The 21,347-nt window shown below is 42.5% G+C and carries 11 protein-coding genes; 7 read left to right on the top strand and 4 right to left on the bottom strand.

The annotated features are described in order from the left end of the window. The first annotated feature begins 161 nt into the window (after positions 1-161). Positions 162-3,467 carry a plasmid replication protein, CyRepA1 family gene (locus LC608_RS30940; protein WP_229557217.1) on the top strand — a complete coding sequence of 1,102 codons (3,306 nt, stop codon included), beginning with the start codon at positions 162-164 and terminating at the stop codon, positions 3,465-3,467. 125 nt (positions 3,468-3,592) lie between these two features. Here LC608_RS30940 and LC608_RS30935 read toward each other — a convergent pair whose 3' ends face one another. Both LC608_RS30935 and LC608_RS30930 read right to left on the bottom strand, forming a co-directional pair. Continuing rightward, positions 3,593-4,768 carry a DUF1822 family protein gene (locus tag LC608_RS30935; RefSeq protein ID WP_229557216.1) on the bottom strand — a complete coding sequence of 392 codons (1,176 nt, stop codon included), beginning with the start codon at positions 4,766-4,768 and terminating at the stop codon, positions 3,593-3,595. 102 nt (positions 4,769-4,870) lie between these two features. Further along, on the bottom strand, positions 4,871-6,037 hold the full coding sequence (locus LC608_RS30930; protein ID WP_229557215.1) for a sigma-70 family RNA polymerase sigma factor: 1,167 nt from the start codon (positions 6,035-6,037) through the stop codon (positions 4,871-4,873). Positions 6,038-6,432: 395 nt separating this feature from the next. Here LC608_RS30930 and LC608_RS30925 point away from each other — a divergent pair, with 395 nt between their 5' ends. The 4 genes from LC608_RS30925 to LC608_RS30910 all read left to right on the top strand — a co-directional run bounded on the left by LC608_RS30925 (position 6,433) and on the right by LC608_RS30910 (position 12,938). After that, on the top strand, positions 6,433-6,660 hold the full coding sequence (locus tag LC608_RS30925; RefSeq protein WP_229557214.1) for a hypothetical protein: 228 nt from the start codon (positions 6,433-6,435) through the stop codon (positions 6,658-6,660). A 66-nt stretch (positions 6,661-6,726) separates the two neighbouring features. Then, positions 6,727-7,128 carry a hypothetical protein gene (locus tag LC608_RS30920; RefSeq protein ID WP_229557213.1) on the top strand — a complete coding sequence of 134 codons (402 nt, stop codon included), beginning with the start codon at positions 6,727-6,729 and terminating at the stop codon, positions 7,126-7,128. Positions 7,129-7,250: 122 nt separating this feature from the next. Continuing rightward, positions 7,251-7,598, top strand: coding sequence for an SPASM domain-containing protein (locus tag LC608_RS30915; RefSeq protein ID WP_308189954.1), 348 nt, complete (start codon positions 7,251-7,253; stop codon positions 7,596-7,598). Between the two features lie 171 nt (positions 7,599-7,769). Beyond that, positions 7,770-12,938, top strand: coding sequence for a caspase family protein (locus LC608_RS30910; protein WP_229557211.1), 5,169 nt, complete (start codon positions 7,770-7,772; stop codon positions 12,936-12,938). Here the strand turns inward: LC608_RS30910 and LC608_RS30905 are convergent. Further along, positions 12,895-13,230 carry a hypothetical protein gene (locus LC608_RS30905; RefSeq protein ID WP_229557210.1) on the bottom strand — a complete coding sequence of 112 codons (336 nt, stop codon included), beginning with the start codon at positions 13,228-13,230 and terminating at the stop codon, positions 12,895-12,897. The genes LC608_RS30910 and LC608_RS30905 overlap by 44 nt on opposite strands. 265 nt (positions 13,231-13,495) lie before the next feature. On the opposite strand from LC608_RS30905, the gene LC608_RS30900 reads away from it, so the two are divergent. Then, the gene (locus LC608_RS30900; RefSeq protein ID WP_229557209.1) at positions 13,496-13,843 is read left to right on the top strand and encodes a transposase family protein; all 348 of its coding nucleotides are present in this window, start codon (positions 13,496-13,498) and stop codon (positions 13,841-13,843) included. Between the two features lie 74 nt (positions 13,844-13,917). Here LC608_RS30900 and LC608_RS30895 read toward each other — a convergent pair whose 3' ends face one another. Then, complete coding sequence (locus LC608_RS30895) at positions 13,918-14,814, bottom strand: transposase (RefSeq protein ID WP_229557208.1); 897 nt, start codon at positions 14,812-14,814, stop codon at positions 13,918-13,920. Positions 14,815-15,922: 1,108 nt separating this feature from the next. On the opposite strand from LC608_RS30895, the gene LC608_RS30890 reads away from it, so the two are divergent. Beyond that, positions 15,923-21,295 (top strand): non-ribosomal peptide synthetase, encoded by a 5,373-nt coding sequence (locus tag LC608_RS30890; protein WP_229557207.1) that lies wholly within the window; start codon positions 15,923-15,925, stop codon positions 21,293-21,295. Positions 21,296-21,347: the final 52 nt, after the last annotated feature.

The raw sequence follows: 21,347 nt of genomic DNA, 5'->3' as shown, positions 1-21,347 counted from the left end.
TGGATGATGACAAGCTCTTAGTTTTGGTTTGAGAAATTGTGAAGGTAGGTCTGGCAAGGGTTGTAGAGCTATTGTTTACAAAACTTTACAACGTGTCCCATTTTGCACGTATCCCGGCTGTACCCCTTAAAGGCGGTATGACCATATACCGCAAAATTTTCATGCGTCAAAATATTGGAGGGGATATGACAGTTTTACCGACCGATTCTCAAACCAAGCACCGACAAGAGTGGCTCAGTAGCGGGGTTGACGAAGAAATCATTGCTCTGAATGTGCGTTTGCTCTCCGGGACGTTACCCTACGAATATCTGCTCTACAGTCCCAAAATCTCCCGTCGCAATGATGGACGATTACGCGATCACGATTTGAAAAAATACCAGCACATCGAACTAGGTGGCTGGTGGTGCAATAGCGTTGACCCCCTCAACAACTACGTCCTGATGATGTGGGGCTGTTTCAAACCCGACTACCCCCGACGTGACCGCCAAAAGATTCACAAATTCATCAAATACGAACACCCATTTAGAGAAGAGACACGCGCTTTCTTTCTCCTAGTGCCGAATCGCATCTGGGTGAAAGTGTCCCTACGTTGTGGCATCCCGATCACAGAAGAGGATTTACAACAGAATGGCGGTTTCTGGCACTGGGTTTGGCAACATAATGTACCAGTCACAATTGTAGAAGGTGTTAAGAAAGCGGGAGCATTACTGACTGCTGGTTATGCAGCGATCGCAATTCCGGGAGTAAACGCTGGATACCGCACCCCCCAAGATGAGTACGGTACTGCCATCGGTAAGCCATCCCTCATCCCCGACTTGAAACATTTCACAACACAGGGCAGACAGGTTAATATTTGCTTTGACCAGGACAACAAGCCTGAGACAGTCCAGCGAGTCAGAACCGCTATCAGTCGCATGGGACGGCTGCTGGTAAATAAGGGTTGTTCACTGCGGGTGATTGATTTACCAATTGGGGCAGAGAAAGGGGTTGATGATTTTATCTATGCCTTGGGTCAGCCAGCATTTGACGCGCTCTACAACACAGCCGTTGCACTGGAGTTGTGGGAGATTAAGCTGTTTACTTTGCTGACTTACCCGCCAGCGATCGCACTCAACCAAAGATTCTTGGGTCAGCTTCTCGTACCCGAAGGGGAAAAGCTCATCATTCTCAAAGCCCCCAAAGGCACTGGTAAAACTGAATGGCTGGCAACGGAGGTGGCGAAAGCACACGACCAAGAGAAACGGGTATTAATCATCACCCATCGCATCCAATTGGGTGAGGCACTGTGTAATCGCTTCGGCGTTAACTATGTTACCGAAGTCCGCACGAATGAAACAGGCACATTATTGGGATACGGGGTGTGTGTGGATTCACTGCATCAGGAAAGTCAGGCGCGATTCAATCCCAATGACTGGTCAAATGATGTGATTATTATTGATGAATGTGACCAAGTTTTCTGGCATTTGCTCAACTCTGGTACTGAAGTGCACAAACGTCGGGTATCTGTTCTCAAAAACCTCAAACAACTGGTACAGAATGTTTTAGGCAGCAGTCAGGGAAAGATTTACCTGTCTAGTGCCGATGTTTCTGACACAGATGTGAAATATGTTTTATCACTAGCTGGAGAATATAGAGTTAATCCGTTCGTCATCGTCAACAATTATCGGGATAGTGCCGGAAACTGTTACAACTACTCTGGCAGTAATCCGAAAAATCTCATCGCTGCACTGGACAAGGCGATTTCTAAAGGGGGGCATCATTTACTCTGCTGCTCTGCTCAGAAATCAAAATCCAAATGGGGAACGCAAGCCTTAGAAGAACGATTCCGCCGCAAATTCCCTCACCTGCGGATTCTGCGAATTGATAGCGAATCTGTTGCTGACCCGTCTCATGCGGCTTTCGGTTGTATCGCTCATCTCAACGAAATTCTCACCCAGTATGATTTAGTTATCGCCTCACCCAGTCTTGAAACTGGGGTATCCATTGACATTCGAGGACATTTTGATGGTGTTTGGGGGATTTTTCAGGGAGTGCAGCCGGTTAACTCCGTGCGTCAGATGTTGGCACGGGTTAGAGAAACTGTTGACCGCCACATCTGGGTCAGAGAGTGGGGGATGTCGGTTGTGGGCAATGGTTCCACAACGATAGGAGGATTGCTCAGAAGTCAACACGTCGCCACGCAAGCGAACATTGCGCTGTTGTCGGCGGCGGATAATGCGGATTTGAGCTATATTGACCAGAACTTTCAGCCGGAGTCATTGCAGACTTGGGGTAAGCGTGGTTCTGTGATTAACGTTGAGATGCGGCGCTATCGAGAATCTGTTCTTGCAGGTTTGGTCGAGGATGGGTACACCGTTATTGATGCTGAGGATGCATCGGATGATGAAAGTGGGGCAGTAATCGAGTCGGTTAAAGCGGCAAGTGAGCAATTGTATGCTGCGGAGTGTCAGGCGATCGCTAACTCTGTTGAACTTTCTGAGGCTGAATTCAAGAAGCTCCTTGACACAAGAGCGAAAACCAAAACCCAACGACACCAGCAGCGCAAGGCTGAATTATCCCGTCGCTACGAAATTGACGTAACCCCTGATTTGGTCGAGAAAGATGGTGATGGGTGGTATCCTCAACTGAGAATGCACTACTATTTGACGCTGGGGCGAGAGTTTCTGACAAACCGTGATGCGAAACGGGCTAAGGCGCAGTTAGAGGCTGGGGAGAATTCGGTTTGGAAACCGGATTTTAACAAGGGGCAGCTATTGCCTGCTGTACTGTTACTCGAAAATCTGAATCTGTTGCAGTTTCTTACACCAGACGTTCAGTTACGTGGCAGCGACGAAAAGATGGTGGAGTTTAAAGCACTGGCATTAAAGTATCGGTATGTTATTAAGAATTACTTGAATGTAACGATTTCAGAAAAACACACACCGATAGCGATCGCACAGAAACTACTTGCCAAGATTGATTTGAAGTTGGACTACATTGGTCGGTTGGGTAAGCGTGAAAATCGGGAGTGTGTCTATCGGTTTGTTGCCCCTGATGATCAGCGTGATTCTATTTTTGGGCAGTGGTTAAATCGGGATGAAGTGTTTCTTAGTGAGTCGGTGTCAGTCAGTAATAATATAAGTACAACTACACCAGTAACTGACACAACATCACTATCCATATCTCACAATACTGAAGTGGTGTCAGGCACTAATAATATAGTCTTTGCAACACCACTCAGTGACACAGCACCACATACCCCAGAAAATATCGCGATTCTTGGATGGAAGGGGCTAAAGCTGAAATTGCAGCAAGGTTTGGACAGCGCTGGTCAGTTCTACCAACAGCTAGTCTCCACAATCGGCAAAGCTATCGGTGTTGCTGATGGGGAGCCTTACTGGAATGGGTATTTGGGGCAGTGGCAGGTTTGGGTTAACTTTGGGAGCGGGTGTAGGTCTGTGGTGTGCGATTGGTTAGTAGCGGTTTAGGTCATTCCTCACAAAGCTCACACCTATTAATCACAGAGATTGGAGAGAAGCATAAAGGACGCTCATGTTGCCCATCTCACAAAACCAACAAAATAATCCCGCAAATATGCAACGCCTAAATTCTTTTAAAACTTGAGTATTTCCCAATCATAGTTGTCGGGAAAAGGTTGTATTTCCCAAACTATGCTTTCTCCTGCTTCTAAGGCAACTTCTACATAAAGTTGTTCTACATCTGTTATAGCTACATCTTCGTTATCGGGAAAAGGCTGTAAATCTTCGGTGAGTAATCGGAGTTTAAAACCGCCAGGGATAGCTGCACCAACGGCGGCGTTACGTAATTCAAAACGCCAAACAGTTCCATCTTGCTCTACTTGTGGTATAATAATGAGATCATAAATTTGACCTGCAATCACCAAACGCCGAGAAAGAATAGTACTTAGTTGTCTATTTTCTTCACCCCGTGCCCCAGCTGCACTCAGTTGTAAATCAAAGCTTTCCCAGCCGACAGCCTCAGCAACTTGAGAAACACCGCTTTGCAACCATTGAATAACTGACCACTGTTCTGGTAAACCTAAGCGTCGTTGATATAAGTTTTGTCGCCAACCGCCATGTTGCATTAATCCCCCCCACAGTTGAAAAGGAATTTCTTGGCGGGGTGTGAGTATTTCCGGGTTTCCCAGACGGGCAATTAAATTTTGTGCTTGTTGTGGCGATAAGCTGGGAATCTCTTCAATGGCGCTACGGGTGGGTTCTTCTGGACACAATTGACGCGCTACAGCTAAAACGCTGATGTCGTTGATCATATCAGCAGCGTCTAGACAATAAGTGCGATCACTGGCATCATAACTGCCTTGAGTTTTAAGTTTTTCATGGTTACAATAACCCCAAACCCTGACATAGCCTTCGTCTGGTTCAACTTGCACAGCTAAATAATAATCCCCTACCCAACTAGCAATATCCACCCATTCTTGGGGTACTCGCAATTCACTCAAATCAATTGCCTCACTAGGTATCAAGATTAATCTTGTTGTCTCAAGGCTGAGTGCAATTCCATTAACCAGTTCCCAGAAACTGGGTAAAGCAGTGGTAGTTGCCCAAACCTTTGTCTGTGGTGTCCAGTCTTCTTGCAACCATAGCAAGATAGCACCCAGGCAAAGTTGATTAATATAAGCTTGATAGCGAGAATTGGCATTAGAAAAAACTTGACTGTCCAAATCCGCTTGTTTTTGGGTAGTTGTAGGGATTTCCAAAACCATATCTGTTGGGTTAGTGAAAGTAAATACAGTGGTATCAGTAGTCATAGGGATTGGGGATTGGGGTTGGGCAGGAGGCAGAAGGCATTGGGCAGGAGGCAGAAGTTTTTTAATTTTTAATTTTTAATTGATTTCTCCCCCACTCCCCAGTCATACACCATAGTAATTTTTCAACCATTCCTCCATTAGTATGTTTATACTCTTGAGTAGGTCTGAAGTAACGGAAATATGCAAGCTATCTTTACTCCAGTTAGCTAAAAAGCGTAATAGGGTTTCTTGGGCTTTTTTTAGCCGCCGTGAGACAGTATATTGCTGTATTTGTAATTGTTTGGCAATTTTGTCTTGAGTTAGTTCTTGAGCATAATAAAGTTGTAAAATTTTTTGTACTTGCGGTTCAAGTTGAGCGATCGCAGTTACTAAAACTTTGTTAATCTCAGTTTGTTGAAAGTTTCTTGTTTGTTCTTCTTCTTGAGCAAGAATTTCATTAATTAAAGATTCTTGTTGTGTTCCAGGAATATTATCAAGCCATTCCCACGAATTATCACCACCTTTAGGGATATTGAGAGAGTCAACGGCAAAATAACGATAGCGGCGTGCAGCTTTAGCAGCAGTTAACAGCCGCTTTTCTAGAGTTTGGGAATTGACTTTTTGACTACTTTGTGTATTATAAGCTTTAGCGATCGCCTCCCAAATCTCATTGTCTGGTTGAGCAATTTGGCGAGAAGTACCTTTTTTTGTTGGTATATATAGAGTTTTGAAGCAGTTCCAAGCAAGGACGTAAGCATTAATATCCTCTGGCAATAAACCTGCATTTTGTAAAGACTCTACCAAAAACTTTTTAGTAATCTTTCGTAATAGTCCCCAATCTGTACAAATATCAATTTCACGATTTTGGCGTAAATTTTCCCGAATAGCACTGCTAAAGATGACACTAGCGTAGTTTTTTAAAATAAAGCCTTGATCTGCATTAAATCCTTTGAGGACTTTATCAACTTGAGCGATCGCAATTTGAAAACAGTCTGATAACTTATATTGAGTACTAGCAAAACTATTAACTGTTTTTTGGGATGCCCAATAACAGGATTCTTGCAAGTAAGCTGTTAGATGCTGTTTAGCTAGTAAATTTGTCTCAGGAATAAGCCAAAATTTATACCAATATAAAGCCCAAAAATATTCCGAACTTTCTTGAGGTGTGCGGTTGAGACAACTTTGGATACTGCGACGCAACCTTGATTCTATCGCCCAACGACTGAAGCGATCAGCCTCAAATTGCACAAAAGTTGAAAAGATTTCAATGATACTTTGCCGAGGATGCATAAAAAATTGGAACCCAACCTATAGGAAGAATGAAAGCGTTAAACAACGTCTACACAAACTTTACTACAAGGGGTGAAGATTATATTTCGACTTCAACGAAATTTTGAGAATTTGGTACATTTCCTGTTATCTGTATCTTTGAGGCTTGTTCTGATTGAAGAATATTTAAGTCTCGTTAACCGAAAAGTTAAGTATTAAACCTCACCTCTGCGGGGTTTTTCTGTTTACACTCAAATTAAATTTTTATCGAAAAATAATTTTGACAAAATCCTCAAAAATTTTCCCCAAGACTGCATAAAAAAATCAAAGCAAACCTATTGACTAAGTGAAAGGTGAAAATTGGAAACTAAGTTTTTTCCACCGTTGTCACACTATCACAATCTCAATTAAAGTCTTTGGCCGAAAGTTTTGGTTGTAGCTACGATGCCCGAATTGTCACAAATGGTTTAGCACTGACAGAGAAGGTGGCAACTGAACTAATTAAGGAATTCGGTGTAACTTTTATCGAAGTTACTCTGGATGACGTAGCAGAATTTCACAATGCTCGGCGAATGCAGAAAAATGGCTTGCCAACTTTCGATACGATCTTCGCTAATGTGAATGCTTTAGAGCTTCTCATGTAACAACCTTGCCTCTTTTGAGCTAGAAATGCTTTCTAAGTAAGCTTTCTAGATAATGAATTGTAAAAGTTGTTTCTTGACAAGCTCTTAGCACATCGAAATGACCTTGATGTACAGTTGAGTATCCGTTGTAATGTTGACCATGAAAATTATGAATCTGTTTCTTTACTACTGCAAAAACTAGCTGACGAAGGCTTACAAAATAAGCTTCGTTTCTATGTAGCACCAATTTATTCATGGGGAAATGATGCTCACACTCGTTCACTCACCAAAGAGGAGTTTGCTGAGTGGGAAATTAATTGGTTCGATGAAATGATTAATCTTGGTTTCCCGATTGGATTTATCCCAGAGGTCAAACCTATTGTCTGTATGGCTGTACACCAAACGCTGAATTGGTGGATGCTGAATGGCACTAAGATATCAGCAAATCCAGTATTCATAAAACTTTTGGGTGTCGGGTGTCGGGTGTAGTGACGAAAAAGTTTATTAATGTTCGCACTTGTTGTTCATTTCCTTGATTTGTTCCCTACACCCGACACCCTACCCCCTACACCCTGCCCTGACTAGGTTTCACGTTTTCTTAGTGCCATTCGGTGGATGCTTATGGGAATATTTTCAATTGTACCGAGGTGTCTTATGTAGCTACTTATGGTACACCTAATGAATATGCCATTGACCACCTATCCGGCAAACAGATGCCTGGTAAACGCGATCGCTTAGGCAATTTTAATGACCGAATTCGTCAAGGAGAGTACCCATGTTCTACCTGTCCCATGCTCCCAGTTTGTGGCGGTGCTTGTCCTAAAAGTTGGTTGGAAGGAATAGCACCTTGTCCTAGCGCAAAACATAACATTGAGCAGCGTTTACTTCTAACTTATGCTTTATCGCGTATTGAGCAAGAGGAATTGAGTTTACAGGAGGTTAGTTTAGTTAATGCTTAATGTTTCTAGTCAACTCTTACAGTAAATAATGCTAAAACAGCATAAAAATCAGTTCAAATATGATAATCATAAATGAGTTGTGAAAAATGTTTTTTAATCGAACCACAGAGACACAGAGAACACAGAGAGACAAGAAAGAGAGATTTCTACAAATGATTTAGGACTGCTATAATGTCACCAATTGGGATTATTAATCGCTCAACTTCAGTAAAACAAACTGCAACTCCTAAGCTGTGGCTAATGTTAGTGGGAGTCAATCAATATCAAGATGACGGATTACCCAGCCTTAGTTATTCAACAGTAGATTGTCAAGGTTTAGCAGAGGCATTAGTAAATGCAGCCGCACAATTTAGTCAAACAGAGGTCAAAATTTACCATGATTTTGCACTCCAACCACCATCTTTAGAAAACATCCGTACTAGCCTTCAGCAAATTACCACTGCGGCTCAACCTATTGATAGTGTTTTATTTTATTTTTCTGGACATGGGATTGTAGAACCAAGCACGCAACAAGCATTTTTGTGTTTGGCAGATACTCAAAAATGCGATCTCCAAAACACAGCTTTAGCTTTACAAGAACTTTTACAATTGTTGGGTAATAGTAAGGCGCAAAATCAGCTTGTTTGGCTAGATGCTTGTCATAGCGGTGGGATGACACTCAGAGGGACGACAAAAGAAACATTTCTGAATGCTACACCAAAAATGGTTGAGATATTACAACAGTGTGCTACTAAAAGTAAAGGTTTTTATGCTTTGCTTTCTTGTGATACTAACCAGCAATCTTGGGAGTTTCCCGAATTGGGACACGGGGTATTTACTTATTATTTAATGAAAGGGTTGCAAGGTGAGGCAGCAGATAGCCAAGGTCTAATTTATGTGGATAATTTGTATCGCTATGTATATCATCAAACTCTCCAATATATAGACAAAAGCAATCAACAATTGCGGCTGATGAATCAGCAGAAAAAAAACAAAGGAGAAACTCAAATTTTTCGAGAATATCCTTTGCAAACTCCGAAGCGAATTGTTGAGGGAGTTGGAGAACTAATTATTGGCAAAGGATTAACCAAGGCAACCCTTGGGGTACGTCGGATAGGAATAGTAGTAGAAGGATTGTCAGTTAGTAAAACAACATTAGATATTAGCAAATTTCTCGGAAGTGCTGGGGGTTTTGCAGTAGAGTATTTGCCAGCAACAAAAGTCTCTGCCGAGCAGATTAAAGAAGCGATCGCTCGTCAGTTACAACAACCAGCCTCAGAAGTGATTCTGCTTTATCTGCGGGGACGAATTGAAGAAACCGAAGCAGGTGAATGGTTATTGCTGGGAGAAAATATTCGGCTCAAACGTTCCTGGTTGAAACAACAGGTACGTCAATGCACTGCTCAACAAATTATCATCCTCGATTGCCCTCTAGCTAATACATCCTTGCAAAATTGGGTAGAAGATTTGCAAATTGATTCCCACCAAGGACAATGTTTAATAGGCTACACCTCGCCTGCTGAGGCACCAGAACGCTTCGCCCAAAAATTTCTCGATACTTTAATGGCAGCAACGCATACAGATGGACTCTCAGCCGCCGGAGCGATCGCTCAACTACAATTATTCTTGGCAGGTAGCGGTGTTCCTCTTTACATCTGGCTATCAGGCAAACAAGGCATTATAGAAATTCTCCGCGCAAAAACTTACAAAGACACCCAAGAATCAACCACAGGATTGGATTTGAGAGTATGCCCTTACATGGGATTAAGTGCTTTTTCAGAAGAAGATAGCCAGTATTTTTACGGTAGAGAAGCTTTAACTCAGCAATTAATTCACCAACTACGCGATCACTCTTTTCTAGCCGTCATCGGTGCTTCAGGAAGCGGCAAATCTTCAATTGTGCAAGCTGGTGTTATTCCTCAACTGCGATCGGGTAAACAAATACCCAGTAGCGAACAATGGTGGATTAAAAGCATTCGTCCCGGAGCAAATCCGTTAGAAGCTTTAGCGCGGCAGCTTGGGGGAGTAGGGGCAGGGGAGCAGGGGGAAAATTATTCTTCATCTCCCCATCTCTTGTTAGAGGGAATATTTCACCAAGGGGTAGAGGGATTTGTTTACTGGATACGCAACCAGCCCTACCCAGTTGTGGCTTTAGTGGTAGATCAGTTTGAGGAACTCTTTACCCTTGCTCCAACTCCAGACAGAGAGCTATTTTTAGAATTATTGCTGGGAGCGGTGCAATATGCTGGCGATCGCTTCAAATTAATTATTACTTTACGCGCAGACTTTATTTCTTCCTGTTTAGAAGTACCAGCACTAGCTAAAGCTTTGCAGGATTTTAGCGTGTTAGTTCCACCGAAGCTCAGTTTGGATGATTATCGGCGGGTGATTCTTAACCCGGCTCAACAAGTCGGGTTAAAAGTAGAACCAGAATTGGTGGAAGTATTGTTGCGGGAGCTAAATCACTCACCAGGAGATTTGCCGTTACTGGAATTTGTTTTAGAGCAATTATGGCAACATCGAGTTGCTGGTGAGTTGACTTTACAGGTTTATCAAGAGCAATTAGGCGGAATTAAAGGAGCATTAGAGCGATCGTCTCAAGCTGTTTACGAAAGTTTAGATCCTCAAATGCAAGAGTGTGCTAAATGGATTTTTTTATCTTTAACACAACTAGGTGAGGGTACAGAAGATACTCGCAGACGGATACATAAATCAGAGTTGATAGTCAAAAAATATCCAGCTGCATTGGTAGAAAAAACCCTCAACGCTTTAACCTCTGCCAAGTTAGTGGTGATGAATCTAGAAGAAGAAGAAGTAACACAAGGGCAAGGTAGACAAGGCGAACCAGAAAACATTTCTCCCCGTGCTCCCCTAATCCTCAGTTCCTCTTCTCCCATAACAGTAGAAGTTGCCCATGAAATCCTCATCCGTCATTGGTCAACTTTGCGTTGGTGGTTAGAAGAAAACCGCGATCGCTTGCGAAAACAAAGGCAAATTGAGCAGGCTTCCCAATTGTGGCTGCAACGTACTCAGCAAACTGATTTTTTGTTGCAAGGAGTGCGACTAGCTGAGGCAGAAGATATCTATATCAAATATACCTACGAACTTTCTGCTGATGTGCAACGGTTTATTGAAGCTTGTTTAGCACAAAGAAAACAACAGCAGCTACAAGAGAAAACAAGACTCAAGCAAGCTCAAAGGGCTGTAGTTGCACTCAGTGTTTTGGGGTTAGCGGCTATCTGTTTCGGCTCTTTAGCCTATTGGAAATCCCAAGCAGCCCAATTGCGAGAAATTGAAGCATTAAATGCCTCATCTCAAGCTAATCTTTTATCACATCAGCAGTTAGAAGCGCTGATTGCCAGTGTCAAAGCAGGTAAACAGCTAAAAAACACTCTCGGCGCACCAACTGAGGTACAAACTCAGACTTTGGGTGTTTTACAACAAGTAATTTCTGGAACTCAAGAACGCAACCGTTTGGAAGCCCATAGCGCTGAAGTTGTGAGCGTCAGTTTTAGTCCTGACGGGCAAACAATTGTATCGGCTAGTAACGACAAAACAGCCATACTTTGGGGACATGATGGCACAAAGTTACGAACATTAACAGGGCATACTGCTAAAGTGCGGAGTGTCAGTTTCAGCCCAGATGGTCAAACGATTGCAACTGCTAGTTTTGATCGTACCGTCAAGCTGTGGAGAACTAAAGACGGTAGCTTAATTAGAACACTAAACGTAAACGGTCATACTGCGGAAGTTCTGAGTGTATCTTGGTCTGGCAACGGTGAGCTACTCGCCACTGGTAGCGCCGATCGCACTGCTAAAATTTGGAAAGTTAGCGATGGTCATTTGCTCATAACTTTGAATGGATGTAAGGATTTTGTTAATAGTGTAAGTTTTAGCCCTGACGGTAAAATTTTGGCGATCGCTAGTGCAGATAAAACTGTTAAACTTTGGAGCGTTAGCGATGGAATATTGCGGCAAACCCTGCAAGGGCATAGTGCTGGGGTTTCTAGTGTCGCTTTTAGCCCCGATGGTCAAACTTTAGCTTCAGCCAGTGAAGATAAAACCGTGAGACTCTGGCAAAAAGACGGCAGTTTACAGAGAATTATTGCAGCCCACAATGCAGAGGTTCTCAGCGTCAACTTCAGTCATGATGGTCAAACTGTAGCTTCCACCAGCGCTGATAGCACAATCAAACTTTGGAATTCTAAGGACGGCTCTTTAGTTCAAACTTTATTAGGACATAGTATTGCAGTCTACAACGTCAGTTTTAGCCCAGATGACCAAACCTTAGTTTCGGCTGGCGCTGATAAAACTGTGAGACTGTGGCAGCGAGATAATCTTCTATTCAAAACTCTCACAGCACATCAAGGTAAACTTTATAATGTCAGTTTTAGCCCCGATGGGCAAACTTTAGCCACCGCCGGACAAGATACTACTATCAAACTTTGGCGGCGTGATGGAACTTTGCGCCAAACCTTGGAAGGTTATAGTACTTCAATTTATGGACACAGTTCTGATATCTACGGTTTAGCCTTCAGTCCTGACGGCGAGACATTAGCCTCAGCGAGTCTTGACCATTACATTAAACTTTGGCGGACTCGTGACGGCTATATGATTAAAACCCTCCAAGGTCATCGCCGCGAAGTTAATAGTGTAAGTTTTAGCCCTGATAATAAAATTTTGGCAAGCGCTAGTGCTGATACGACCATTAAACTTTGGAATATTCAGGCAAAAACTTTAATTAAAACTCTCCAAGGACATAAGGCTGAAGTTTTGAGCGTTCGTTTCAGCCCTGATGGTCAAGTACTAGCTTCAGCTGCTAGAGATAATACAGTTAGGCTTTGGAGAGTTAAAGATGGCAACTTACTGTACACTCTCCCAGAACATACTAATGCTGTCAACGCCATTAGTTTTAGTCCTGATGGTCAAGTACTCGCCTCGGCTAGTGATGATAAAACTATCAAACTCTGGCAAGTCAGCAATGGAGTTTTACTACAAACTCTTACAGGACATAGGAATGGTGTCTATAGCATCAGTTTTAGTCCTGATGGCAAGATGATAGCCTCAGCTAGCGGTGATGGAAGCATCAAACTTTGGAACCGTGATGGTAGAGAACTCAAAACTCTTCCAGGTCATATTGATACAGTATTAAGCCTAAGTTTTAGCCCAGATGGTAAATTTTTGGCTTCTGCCAGTTTTGATGGTACAGCTAAACTTTGGCATCTTCTTAGCACAGAACTGCAAACCCAAGATTTAGACAATCTCCTGATTCGCAGTTGTAACTTGCTAAACGATTACCTCAAAACTAACCCTAAGATTAGCGAGCAACGGGGTTCGCTATGTTCAGATTTACGGAGCTAGAATTGAGCGTATTTTGTAAACCTATATCCCGGTTGTGGAACGATGATTCTTCCTCTTTGCGACTAGGTTTGGGCCCCGGGGTGTTTGATGGCGCGGTACTACCTGTTTGCCCTGGTGATTCGCTATAACTCCCTGGGTTCCTGAGTTGATTATTAATTCCGGTTTGTAGCAAACCTGGTTGTAAATTATCAACTTTGGGTGTGATGGATTGTATGGGATTTGCCAAAGTAGGTAAGGCAGTGAATAATATCGTTGGTAACGCGATCGCTAAACTCAAAATTTGCTTTTGCATATCAAGCCTCTTTCCTTTTAAATTCTACTTAAAGCTGAACTACTAGAGAGCCTATCCCTTTGTAGATAATTAGCTACAAACGCAAGCAACAGTATTCCAGATTTAGTTAGGGTTTAAAGCCCTTCAGTGACTCAATAGATCCAGTTTAGTTTTTTTATGCAGTTTTCTGAGTAGTGTTTCCAGACTTATGTCTATTTTCTCAAAAATCTATTTTAATATTTTAGCCTTGCCACGCCAGTAGTTATCGCTGTTGGAGCACCACACTTTGAGATTACAAATTGCCGTTGATTTAAATACAGGTGCAGTTATTTGCACCGCACATAGTCAGGGTAAACGCCATGATTTTCGTTTATTTAAACACAGTAAAGTGCGCTTTCATCCTCAAACTTTAGGGTTAGCTGACCTTGGCTATCAAGGAATTACCAAACTTCATCCCAAAAGCAAAATCCCGAAAAAGAAACCTCTTGGTGGGCAGTTGAGCCTTGATGACAAGGATTTCAATCGTCAGTTAGCTCAAGAACGAGTCATCAGTGAGGTAATCGACCACCGGGCGATCGCAAATAACAAGAAAGTAAAACCCATTGACATCAAAGAGTTAGAGCTTGTCATGTAACAACCTTGCCTCTTTTAAGCTAGAAATGCTTTCTCAGTAAGCTTTCTATATGTCTGTCTGCAATTTGGTTTTTCTTAAGCAACCATCAAGTAGAAGTTCCATAATCCTGCTGCGGTCAGCATTAAGCGGTCATCAAAGTTTTTAATCCGATTGCGATAAATCACACTGACGGCATTGTAGCGCTTCACACCAGCAAAGGCATTTTCGCAAACTACACGGGATTGACTCAATTGGCGATTCTCTGCTTTTTGAATATCAGTTAACTCGCCCCCTTTGGGCTTTTTGTGAGGAAGATAGAGATTATCATATTGCTTTTGTACTCCTTGAAAGCCAGAGTCTACTTCAATCGGAATTTCATCAGGTACACTGCCTGCAATATCATCTTCGTCATGAAAACGTTTGTCATGTAGTTTGCCTTCTCGTGCCTTGCTTAACACTAAAACCCGTTTGCTTTCATCAACCGCCACCAAGTGTTTACGTGTATGACGTTTCTTTTTACCGGAGTAGTTCTGTTTTTGTTGTTCAGGATCTTGAGGACGGGCAATTGGGCGCTCTGTGCCATCAATCATTACCCTTTGGACTCCGGGAAACCGTGACAAAAATACTTCAATGCTTTGAAGATGGCGTTCCGGTAGTGCCATTTTCTGTCCCAAAGCCGCTTCTAATATTGGTTGCAATCGATGCATCCACTCATGTGCCTGGGAGCGATGCATATCAAATAGCAGTCCCGCCACATCGAAGGTCGGGTAACACTTAAAGTAGAACAGGATGAAAAACAATTTGTCTTGAGTTGTCAGCAAGCGGGCTTTGCGTCCTCCACCCAAGGCACGTTGACGAGGCTTGGTCTGTTGATTCTCAAAATATGTGCTGCTAAAGGTGGGCAATAGGGCATCAAACGCTTTCCGGTTCAATCCAGTTAATGCACGCAACAGTCGATCTTGCTTCAGCGCACCTTCAATATTCAGCATCATCCTTTCCTACCACTGCTGTCTATTCTCTCTTATTTACCGACAAGTCTCCTTATAAATTTTTCTGCCGACTTACTTAAGCTAATGAAATCAAAATGAAATTGCTGAATAAAACTGTTTTTGATTTTAAAATGAACTTTTGTAAAAACTTATAGCTGCTTGCATAAATTCTTGGAATGAGCCGTATAAATAACTAGAAGTTAACAATCTCAGTAACTCACAAAGTTTTTTGTAACCCTTGCTACATGGACATTTCAAGAAAATATTTAGACACTAAACAGTGACTGATTAATCAGCGTTTCAGGCAATACCGTTAGTTAACACATAGCGGTAAGCGCTAGCCATGCTTCAGGCTTATCACCTTTAAACAAACGCTGCTTCCCCCATTTTACGATGCCTGAAACCCTTATTATCGCGTCAGTTTCTGAAAGTTTGTGAGCTAGTTTATCTATTTTCTAGAAAATTAAACAAGGAGGTGAGCGAAAACTCTCTGTATTTGTCCGAAATCCCACTGATAAGTACTGTAGAGAATTAACAAAGAATCTAAAAGGATAAGTGCAAGTGAAACAAGGTGAAATAAAAAATGTCTGAAATAATTTTTGGAGTAACCAAGAGCAAAAAATCTTCCTCGTATTCTTGTTATTTCACATTTGTGGAGCCAAAAAAATTTTATATCCATTGGAGCAACAATTAAAGTTTTGCTAGCTTGAGACTGAAGTAAATTTTATGTTGCAGCAAATGCAGTATATCAACAAAAATCTATCATTATCAAAGAATAATCTTGCTTTACCAGTGAATTTAGACCGAGAAAAACAAGTAGTCAAATACTTGTCTAAATAGCTAATATTTAGTGTTTTAAACCATGATACGAGCAAAAGTTAACTGCGTATTCACTTATATCTAAGGGGTAAAATAGTGGACATAAATCATTTTTTTTACAAGGAAACAATCCTTCTTACTGGTGCATCAGAAGTAGTTGATCAAGCTTTATTAGCTGCTGATTCAACCTTGAAAATGATTGATTTATATAAGCTTCCTTAAGAGTGAGGCAATAACCCTCATATTGTATTGGTTAAGAAAACTTATAACCTATTTTTAATACTTAAATAACATGACTAAATACTTAAATAGTTTTCCATTCTCAACCTTTGTAGAATTACTAAACTATAGAGCATTATACCAGCCCAATAAAATTGGATTTCAATTTTTGCACGACGGCAAAACAGTAACAGCTACCCTAACTTATCAAGAACTACATAAACAAGCAAAAGCGATCGCTTCACAATTAAAGTCTACTGGAGTTGTTGAAGGAGAATGTGCCTTACTCTTATATCCGCCTGGTTTAGAATTTATTTCGGCATTTTTTGCTTGCTTATATGCGGGGGTTGTTGCAGTTCCAGCCTATCCGCCACATTTAAATAGACCTACCCCTCGACTGCAAGCCATAATAGCAAATACCCAAACACGAATAGCCCTTACTACCGAGCAAATACTAGCAAATGGCCCTCGCCTGTTTGAACACACCCCACAATTGCAAGCTCTACAATATATTGCCACCGACTGTCTGACAGATTCTCTGGCAGACAACTGGGAAGAAATAGGAATAGCTAGCAATGCCATAGCTTTTCTGCAATATACTTCAGGCTCTACTTCTACACCCAAAGGTGTCATGGTTAGCCATGAAAATCTCCTACATAACCAAAGACTGATCCAATTAGGTTTCGGACATACAGAAGAAACTACTGTTGTTGGCTGGCTGCCTTTATTCCATGACATGGGTTTAATCGGCAATATGCTTCAGCCTTTATACTTAGGTAGACCATGTATCCTGATGCCGCCAGTAGCTTTTCTGCAAAATCCCTTTCATTGGCTGCAAGCAATTTCTCAATACAAAGCAACTACTAGTGGGGGGCCAAATTTTGCTTATGATTTATGCGTTCGCAGAATTACTCCCGAACAAAAAGCAACTCTTGACTTAAGCAGTTGGGAAGTAGCCTTTAACGGAGCCGAACCTATTAGAGCCGAAACAATTGAGAGATTTACAGAAACATTTGCCTCTTGCGGCTTTAAACGAGAAGTTTTTTACCCTTGTTACGGGATGGCCGAAACAACATTGATTGTTTCTGGTGGAAATAAGAAAGCGCCACCAATCTTGCAAGCTGTCGAGAAAGCAGCCCTAGAGCAGAATCAAGTTATCCCCACTAATTTAACCGATGCTACAGCCCAAAAGTTAGTTAGTTGTGGACAGCCTTTAGGAGATTTGCACGTTGTCATTGCTAATCCTAAAACATTAACTAAATGTTCACCTTCAGAAGTGGGTGAGATTTGGGTTGCTGGTTCTAGCGTTACTCAAGGTTACTGGAGAAAAAGCCAACAGACACAAAGTACTTTCCAAGCTTATTTGCAACATACTCATGAAGGGCCTTTTTTACGTACCGGCGACTTAGGATTTTTCCATGCTGGGGAACTGTTTATTACTGGTCGCCTCAAAGACTTAATTATCATTCGAGGTCGCAATCATTACCCTCAAGATATTGAATTGACCGTCGAAAAAAGCCATCCGGCGCTTCAACCCACCTGTAGTGCGGCATTTTCAGTCGATGTCGCAGATGAAGAAAAGCTGGCGGTGGTTGTGGAACTTAAGCGGAGTCACCTGCGAAGTTTTGATGTTGAAGAAGTAGCAAGAGCAATTCGTCAGGCAGTAGCAGAAAATAGCGAACTGCAAGTGTATGGTATATTGCTGCTCAAACCGGGAAGCATTTTAAAGACTTCCAGTGGCAAGATTCAACGCCAAGCTTGTCGTACTAGTTTTCTCAATGGCAGCTTGGATGTTGTTGGTAGCAGCATTTTGGAAAAATCGGATGTTGTAACTGAAAAAGATAGTCTGACTTGCGAAGCACTTCAAGCCATTGCACCCGAAGAACAAAAACCGCTTTTAGAAGCTTATTTGCTTGTAAAGGTAGCAAAGATGCTTTGTATTAATCATTCACAGTTACACCCACAGCAACCCTTGACTACCTTGGGTCTGGATTCGTTAAATGCAGTCGAACTAAAGAATAATATTGAAGGCAACTTCGGGGTAGAATTGTCCGCGACAAGCTTGCTTGAAGGTTGTAGTATCGCTCAATTAGTGGACGAAATCCAAACGCAACTGACATTACCTAGTGCTACCTTAAAAATTACTCCCACCCCAGCAAAAACAAGGAGTAAAGAACATCCTCTTTCTTACGGTCAGCGATCGCTGTGGTTTATGCACAAGCTGGCACCAGAAAGTACAGCATACAATATTGTCAATGCCGTGCGGTTGCGAGGAGAACTCAATATTTCCGCTTTGCAGAGTTCAATTCAAAAATTGGTCGAACGCCATCCGGCTTTACGGACTAACTTTATTACTGTTGAAGGGGAACCAGTTGGGCAAATTAATGATGAATCAAAAGTATTCATTGTTACAGAGGAAATTTCTACTTGGAGCGAAGCCTCGCTGAACGCCCATCTCATTGCCGAAGCACGTCCCTTCAATCTCGAACAAGACCCCCTGATGCGGGTAAAGCTATTTGCGCGATCGCCACAAGAACATATTCTGCTATTGACTGTACACCACATCATTGCCGACTTTTGGTCGTTAGCCGTATTTGTACAAGAATTGGGAATACTGTATCAAGCCGAAATTGCAGGTACTCCTGCCATCCTCACACCGCTGACTTTAGAATACAGCGATTATTCCATGTGGCAAGCAGAAGTACTTGCCAGCCCGGAAGGTGAGAGGCTTTGGAAATATTGGCAGCAGCAACTGGCGGACTTACCAGTATTAAATTTACCCACCGACCGTCCGCGACCATCGGTTCAAACTTATCGCGGTGCGTTGGTTTCTTTAGACTTGAACGAGCAACTGACTGAAAAACTTAAGCTTCTAAGCCGTAGTCAGGGAGCCACACTTTACATGACTTTGCTGGCGGCGTATCAAATCCTGCTTTACCGGTTGTCAGGTCAAGAAGATATTTTGGTAGGTTCTCCAACGGCAGGTAGAAATGAAGCCGAGTTAGCAGGTTTGTTTGGCTACTTTGCTAACCCTGTAGTTTTACGGGCAAATCTTTCTGGGAATCCAACTTTTGAAACGTTTTTAAGTCAAGTGCGTCGGACAGCGCTCAATGCCTTTGCACATCAAGATTATCCTTTGACACTGTTAGTCGAGCGGTTGCAACCAACACGGGATGCCAGTCGAACGCCACTGTTCCAAACAATGTTTGTTCTGCAAAAAGCTTATATGCTGCACGAGCAAGGTTTAACAGTATTTGCCTTAGGGGACGGCGCCAAGATGAACCTGGGTGGACTGTCTATGGAATCTTTAGCGTTAGAACAACGGTCAGCACAGTTTGATTTGACACTGGCGATGGCGGAAGTTGGTGACAAGTTGGCAGCATCATTTGAGTACAACACCAATTTATTTGATACCGCAACAATTAACCGCATGGCGGGTCATTTCCTTTGCTTACTCGAAAGTATTGTTAGCAATCCCCAACAGTCGATCTCAGCTTTGCCGTTGTTAACAAGCGCCGAACGGAATCAACTGTTGGTCTGGAACGCGACTAAGACTAATTACCCCAATGTTTGTCTGCACCAACTATTTACACAACAAGTTGAAGCGACCCCCGATGCGATCGCAGTGGTTTGTCAAAACCAACAGTTAACTTACCGCGAACTCAACCACCGCGCCAATCAGCTAGCACATTACTTGCAAGTTTTGGGAGTCAAACCCGAAGTTCGAGTCGGTATTTATATTGAACGGTCTCTAGAAATGGTAATTGGAGTGTTGGGCATTCTGAAAGCGGGTGGTGCTTACGTACCGTTTGACCCGATGTATCCTCAAGAACGCATTGCTTGGATTTTGGAAGATGCAGGAATTAATATATTGCTGACTCAGCATTCCCTAGTTGCTAACTTAGCCAAATCCCCTGATTATGTGGTTTGCCTTGATACCGATTCTCAAATTGACCAATACAGCACGGAGAATCCACTAGCCTCAGTTAGCTCTGCTAATCTGGCATATATCATCTATACTTCTGGCTCAACCGGAAAACCCAAAGGAGTAATGATTCCCCACCTAGGTATTATCAATCGCCTGGTTTGGGGTATTACTAACTACCAAATCACCCCAACCGACAAAATATTGCAAAAAACCTCCTTTAGTTTTGACGTTGCAGTGTGGGAATTATTTACACCGTTGCTGGCTGGAGGTTGTTTGGTAATGGCAAAACCGGGCGGACATCAAGACCCCAGTTACCTGGTGCGGACGATCGCACAGCAGCAAATTACAATTGTGGATTTTGTACCAGCAATGCTGCAATTAATTCTCGAAGAACCGGGCTTAGAGGCTTGCAAGGCACTGCGGCACGTCACTTGCGGTGGCGAAGCATTAACGAAGGCTGTTTGCGATCGCTTCTTTACCCGTCTCAATCAAGTGGAACTTCACAACTGTTACGGTCCCACCGAAGTCTCGATTGATGCCACATCTTGGGTATGCCAACCGGGCTCGTCAGTTATATCCATCGGTCGGGCAATCGACAACGTTGAAGTTTACATTCTAGATGCTGATTTACAACCTGTGCCTATTGGTGTTGCGGGTGAGTTGTGTATTGGTGGTGCAGGTTTGGCACGCGGCTACCTTAACTGTCCGGAATTGACAGATACTAAGTTTATTTCTCATCCATTTAGCGAAGCTGAAGCACGTCTATACAAAACAGGAGACTTAGCCCGTTATCTGTGTGATGGTAATATTGAATTCCTTGGTCGCCTGGACAACCAAGTTAAGCTGCGGGGCTTCCGTCTGGAGCTAGGTGAAATTGAAGCAGTTTTGCGCTGTCACCCAGACGTGAAAGATGTAGTTGTATTGTTACAAGGCGCTACAGATAGCGATGCTGCTCGCAAGCAGTTGGTTGCGTACCTTGTGCCCAAAAGTGAAACGAATCTCGACGAACAACTACATATCTATTTATCTCGCCATTTACCCGAATACATGATTCCTAGTGCTTTCGTCACGATTCCAGAAATGCCAAGGATGCCAAATGGCAAGTTAGACTACCGCGCTTTAAGCAAGTTGGAAATTTCTCGTTGGGAATCAACTGCAACTTATATTTCTCCCAGTAACGCTGTGGAAGAAGTCTTAGTTGGAATCTGGAGTGAAGTTTTGCAAATGCCAGTTGAGGGCGTTGGCATTCACGATAATTTCTTTAAGTTGGGCGGACATTCTTTACTGGCGATTCAAGTTATCTCTAGAATCCAAGATATTTTCCGAATCGAGTTGCCTCTACACAGTCTGTTTGAAGCGACTACAGTTGCACATCTGTCAAATATCTTGATTGCTCGCGAAACTAAACCAGGACAAGTGGAAAAGATTGCTCAGGTGATGAAGCATATTACATCTATGTCAGATGAGGTTATGAAAGAAACGCTTAAGTACAAGAAAAATAAAACTTACGCGGAGTAAGAAAAACAAAGAACATTGTTAAGTAGGTCGGCGTTAAAAATCGTAGTGATGA

Source organism: Nostoc sp. XA010 (assembly GCF_020829625.1).
GTDB lineage: Bacteria > Cyanobacteriota > Cyanobacteriia > Cyanobacteriales > Nostocaceae > Nostoc.
The sequence above is the reverse complement of the archived record's forward strand: the minus strand, read 5'-3'. Positions and strand labels throughout refer to the sequence as shown.

Bases quoted from the DNA above. Each gene is read 5' to 3' on its own strand.
- LC608_RS30910 (WP_229557211.1), top strand. From the start codon at position 7,770: ATGTCACCAATTGGGATTATTAATCGCTCAACTTCAGTAAAACAAACT.
- LC608_RS30895 (WP_229557208.1), bottom strand. From the start codon at position 14,814: ATGATGCTGAATATTGAAGGTGCGCTGAAGCAAGATCGACTGTTGCGT.
- LC608_RS30905 (WP_229557210.1), bottom strand. From the start codon at position 13,230: ATGCAAAAGCAAATTTTGAGTTTAGCGATCGCGTTACCAACGATATTA.
- LC608_RS30890 (WP_229557207.1), top strand. From the start codon at position 15,923: ATGACTAAATACTTAAATAGTTTTCCATTCTCAACCTTTGTAGAATTA.
- LC608_RS30935 (WP_229557216.1), bottom strand. From the start codon at position 4,768: ATGACTACTGATACCACTGTATTTACTTTCACTAACCCAACAGATATG.
- LC608_RS30940 (WP_229557217.1), top strand. From the start codon at position 162: ATGCGTCAAAATATTGGAGGGGATATGACAGTTTTACCGACCGATTCT.
- LC608_RS30930 (WP_229557215.1), bottom strand. From the start codon at position 6,037: ATGCATCCTCGGCAAAGTATCATTGAAATCTTTTCAACTTTTGTGCAA.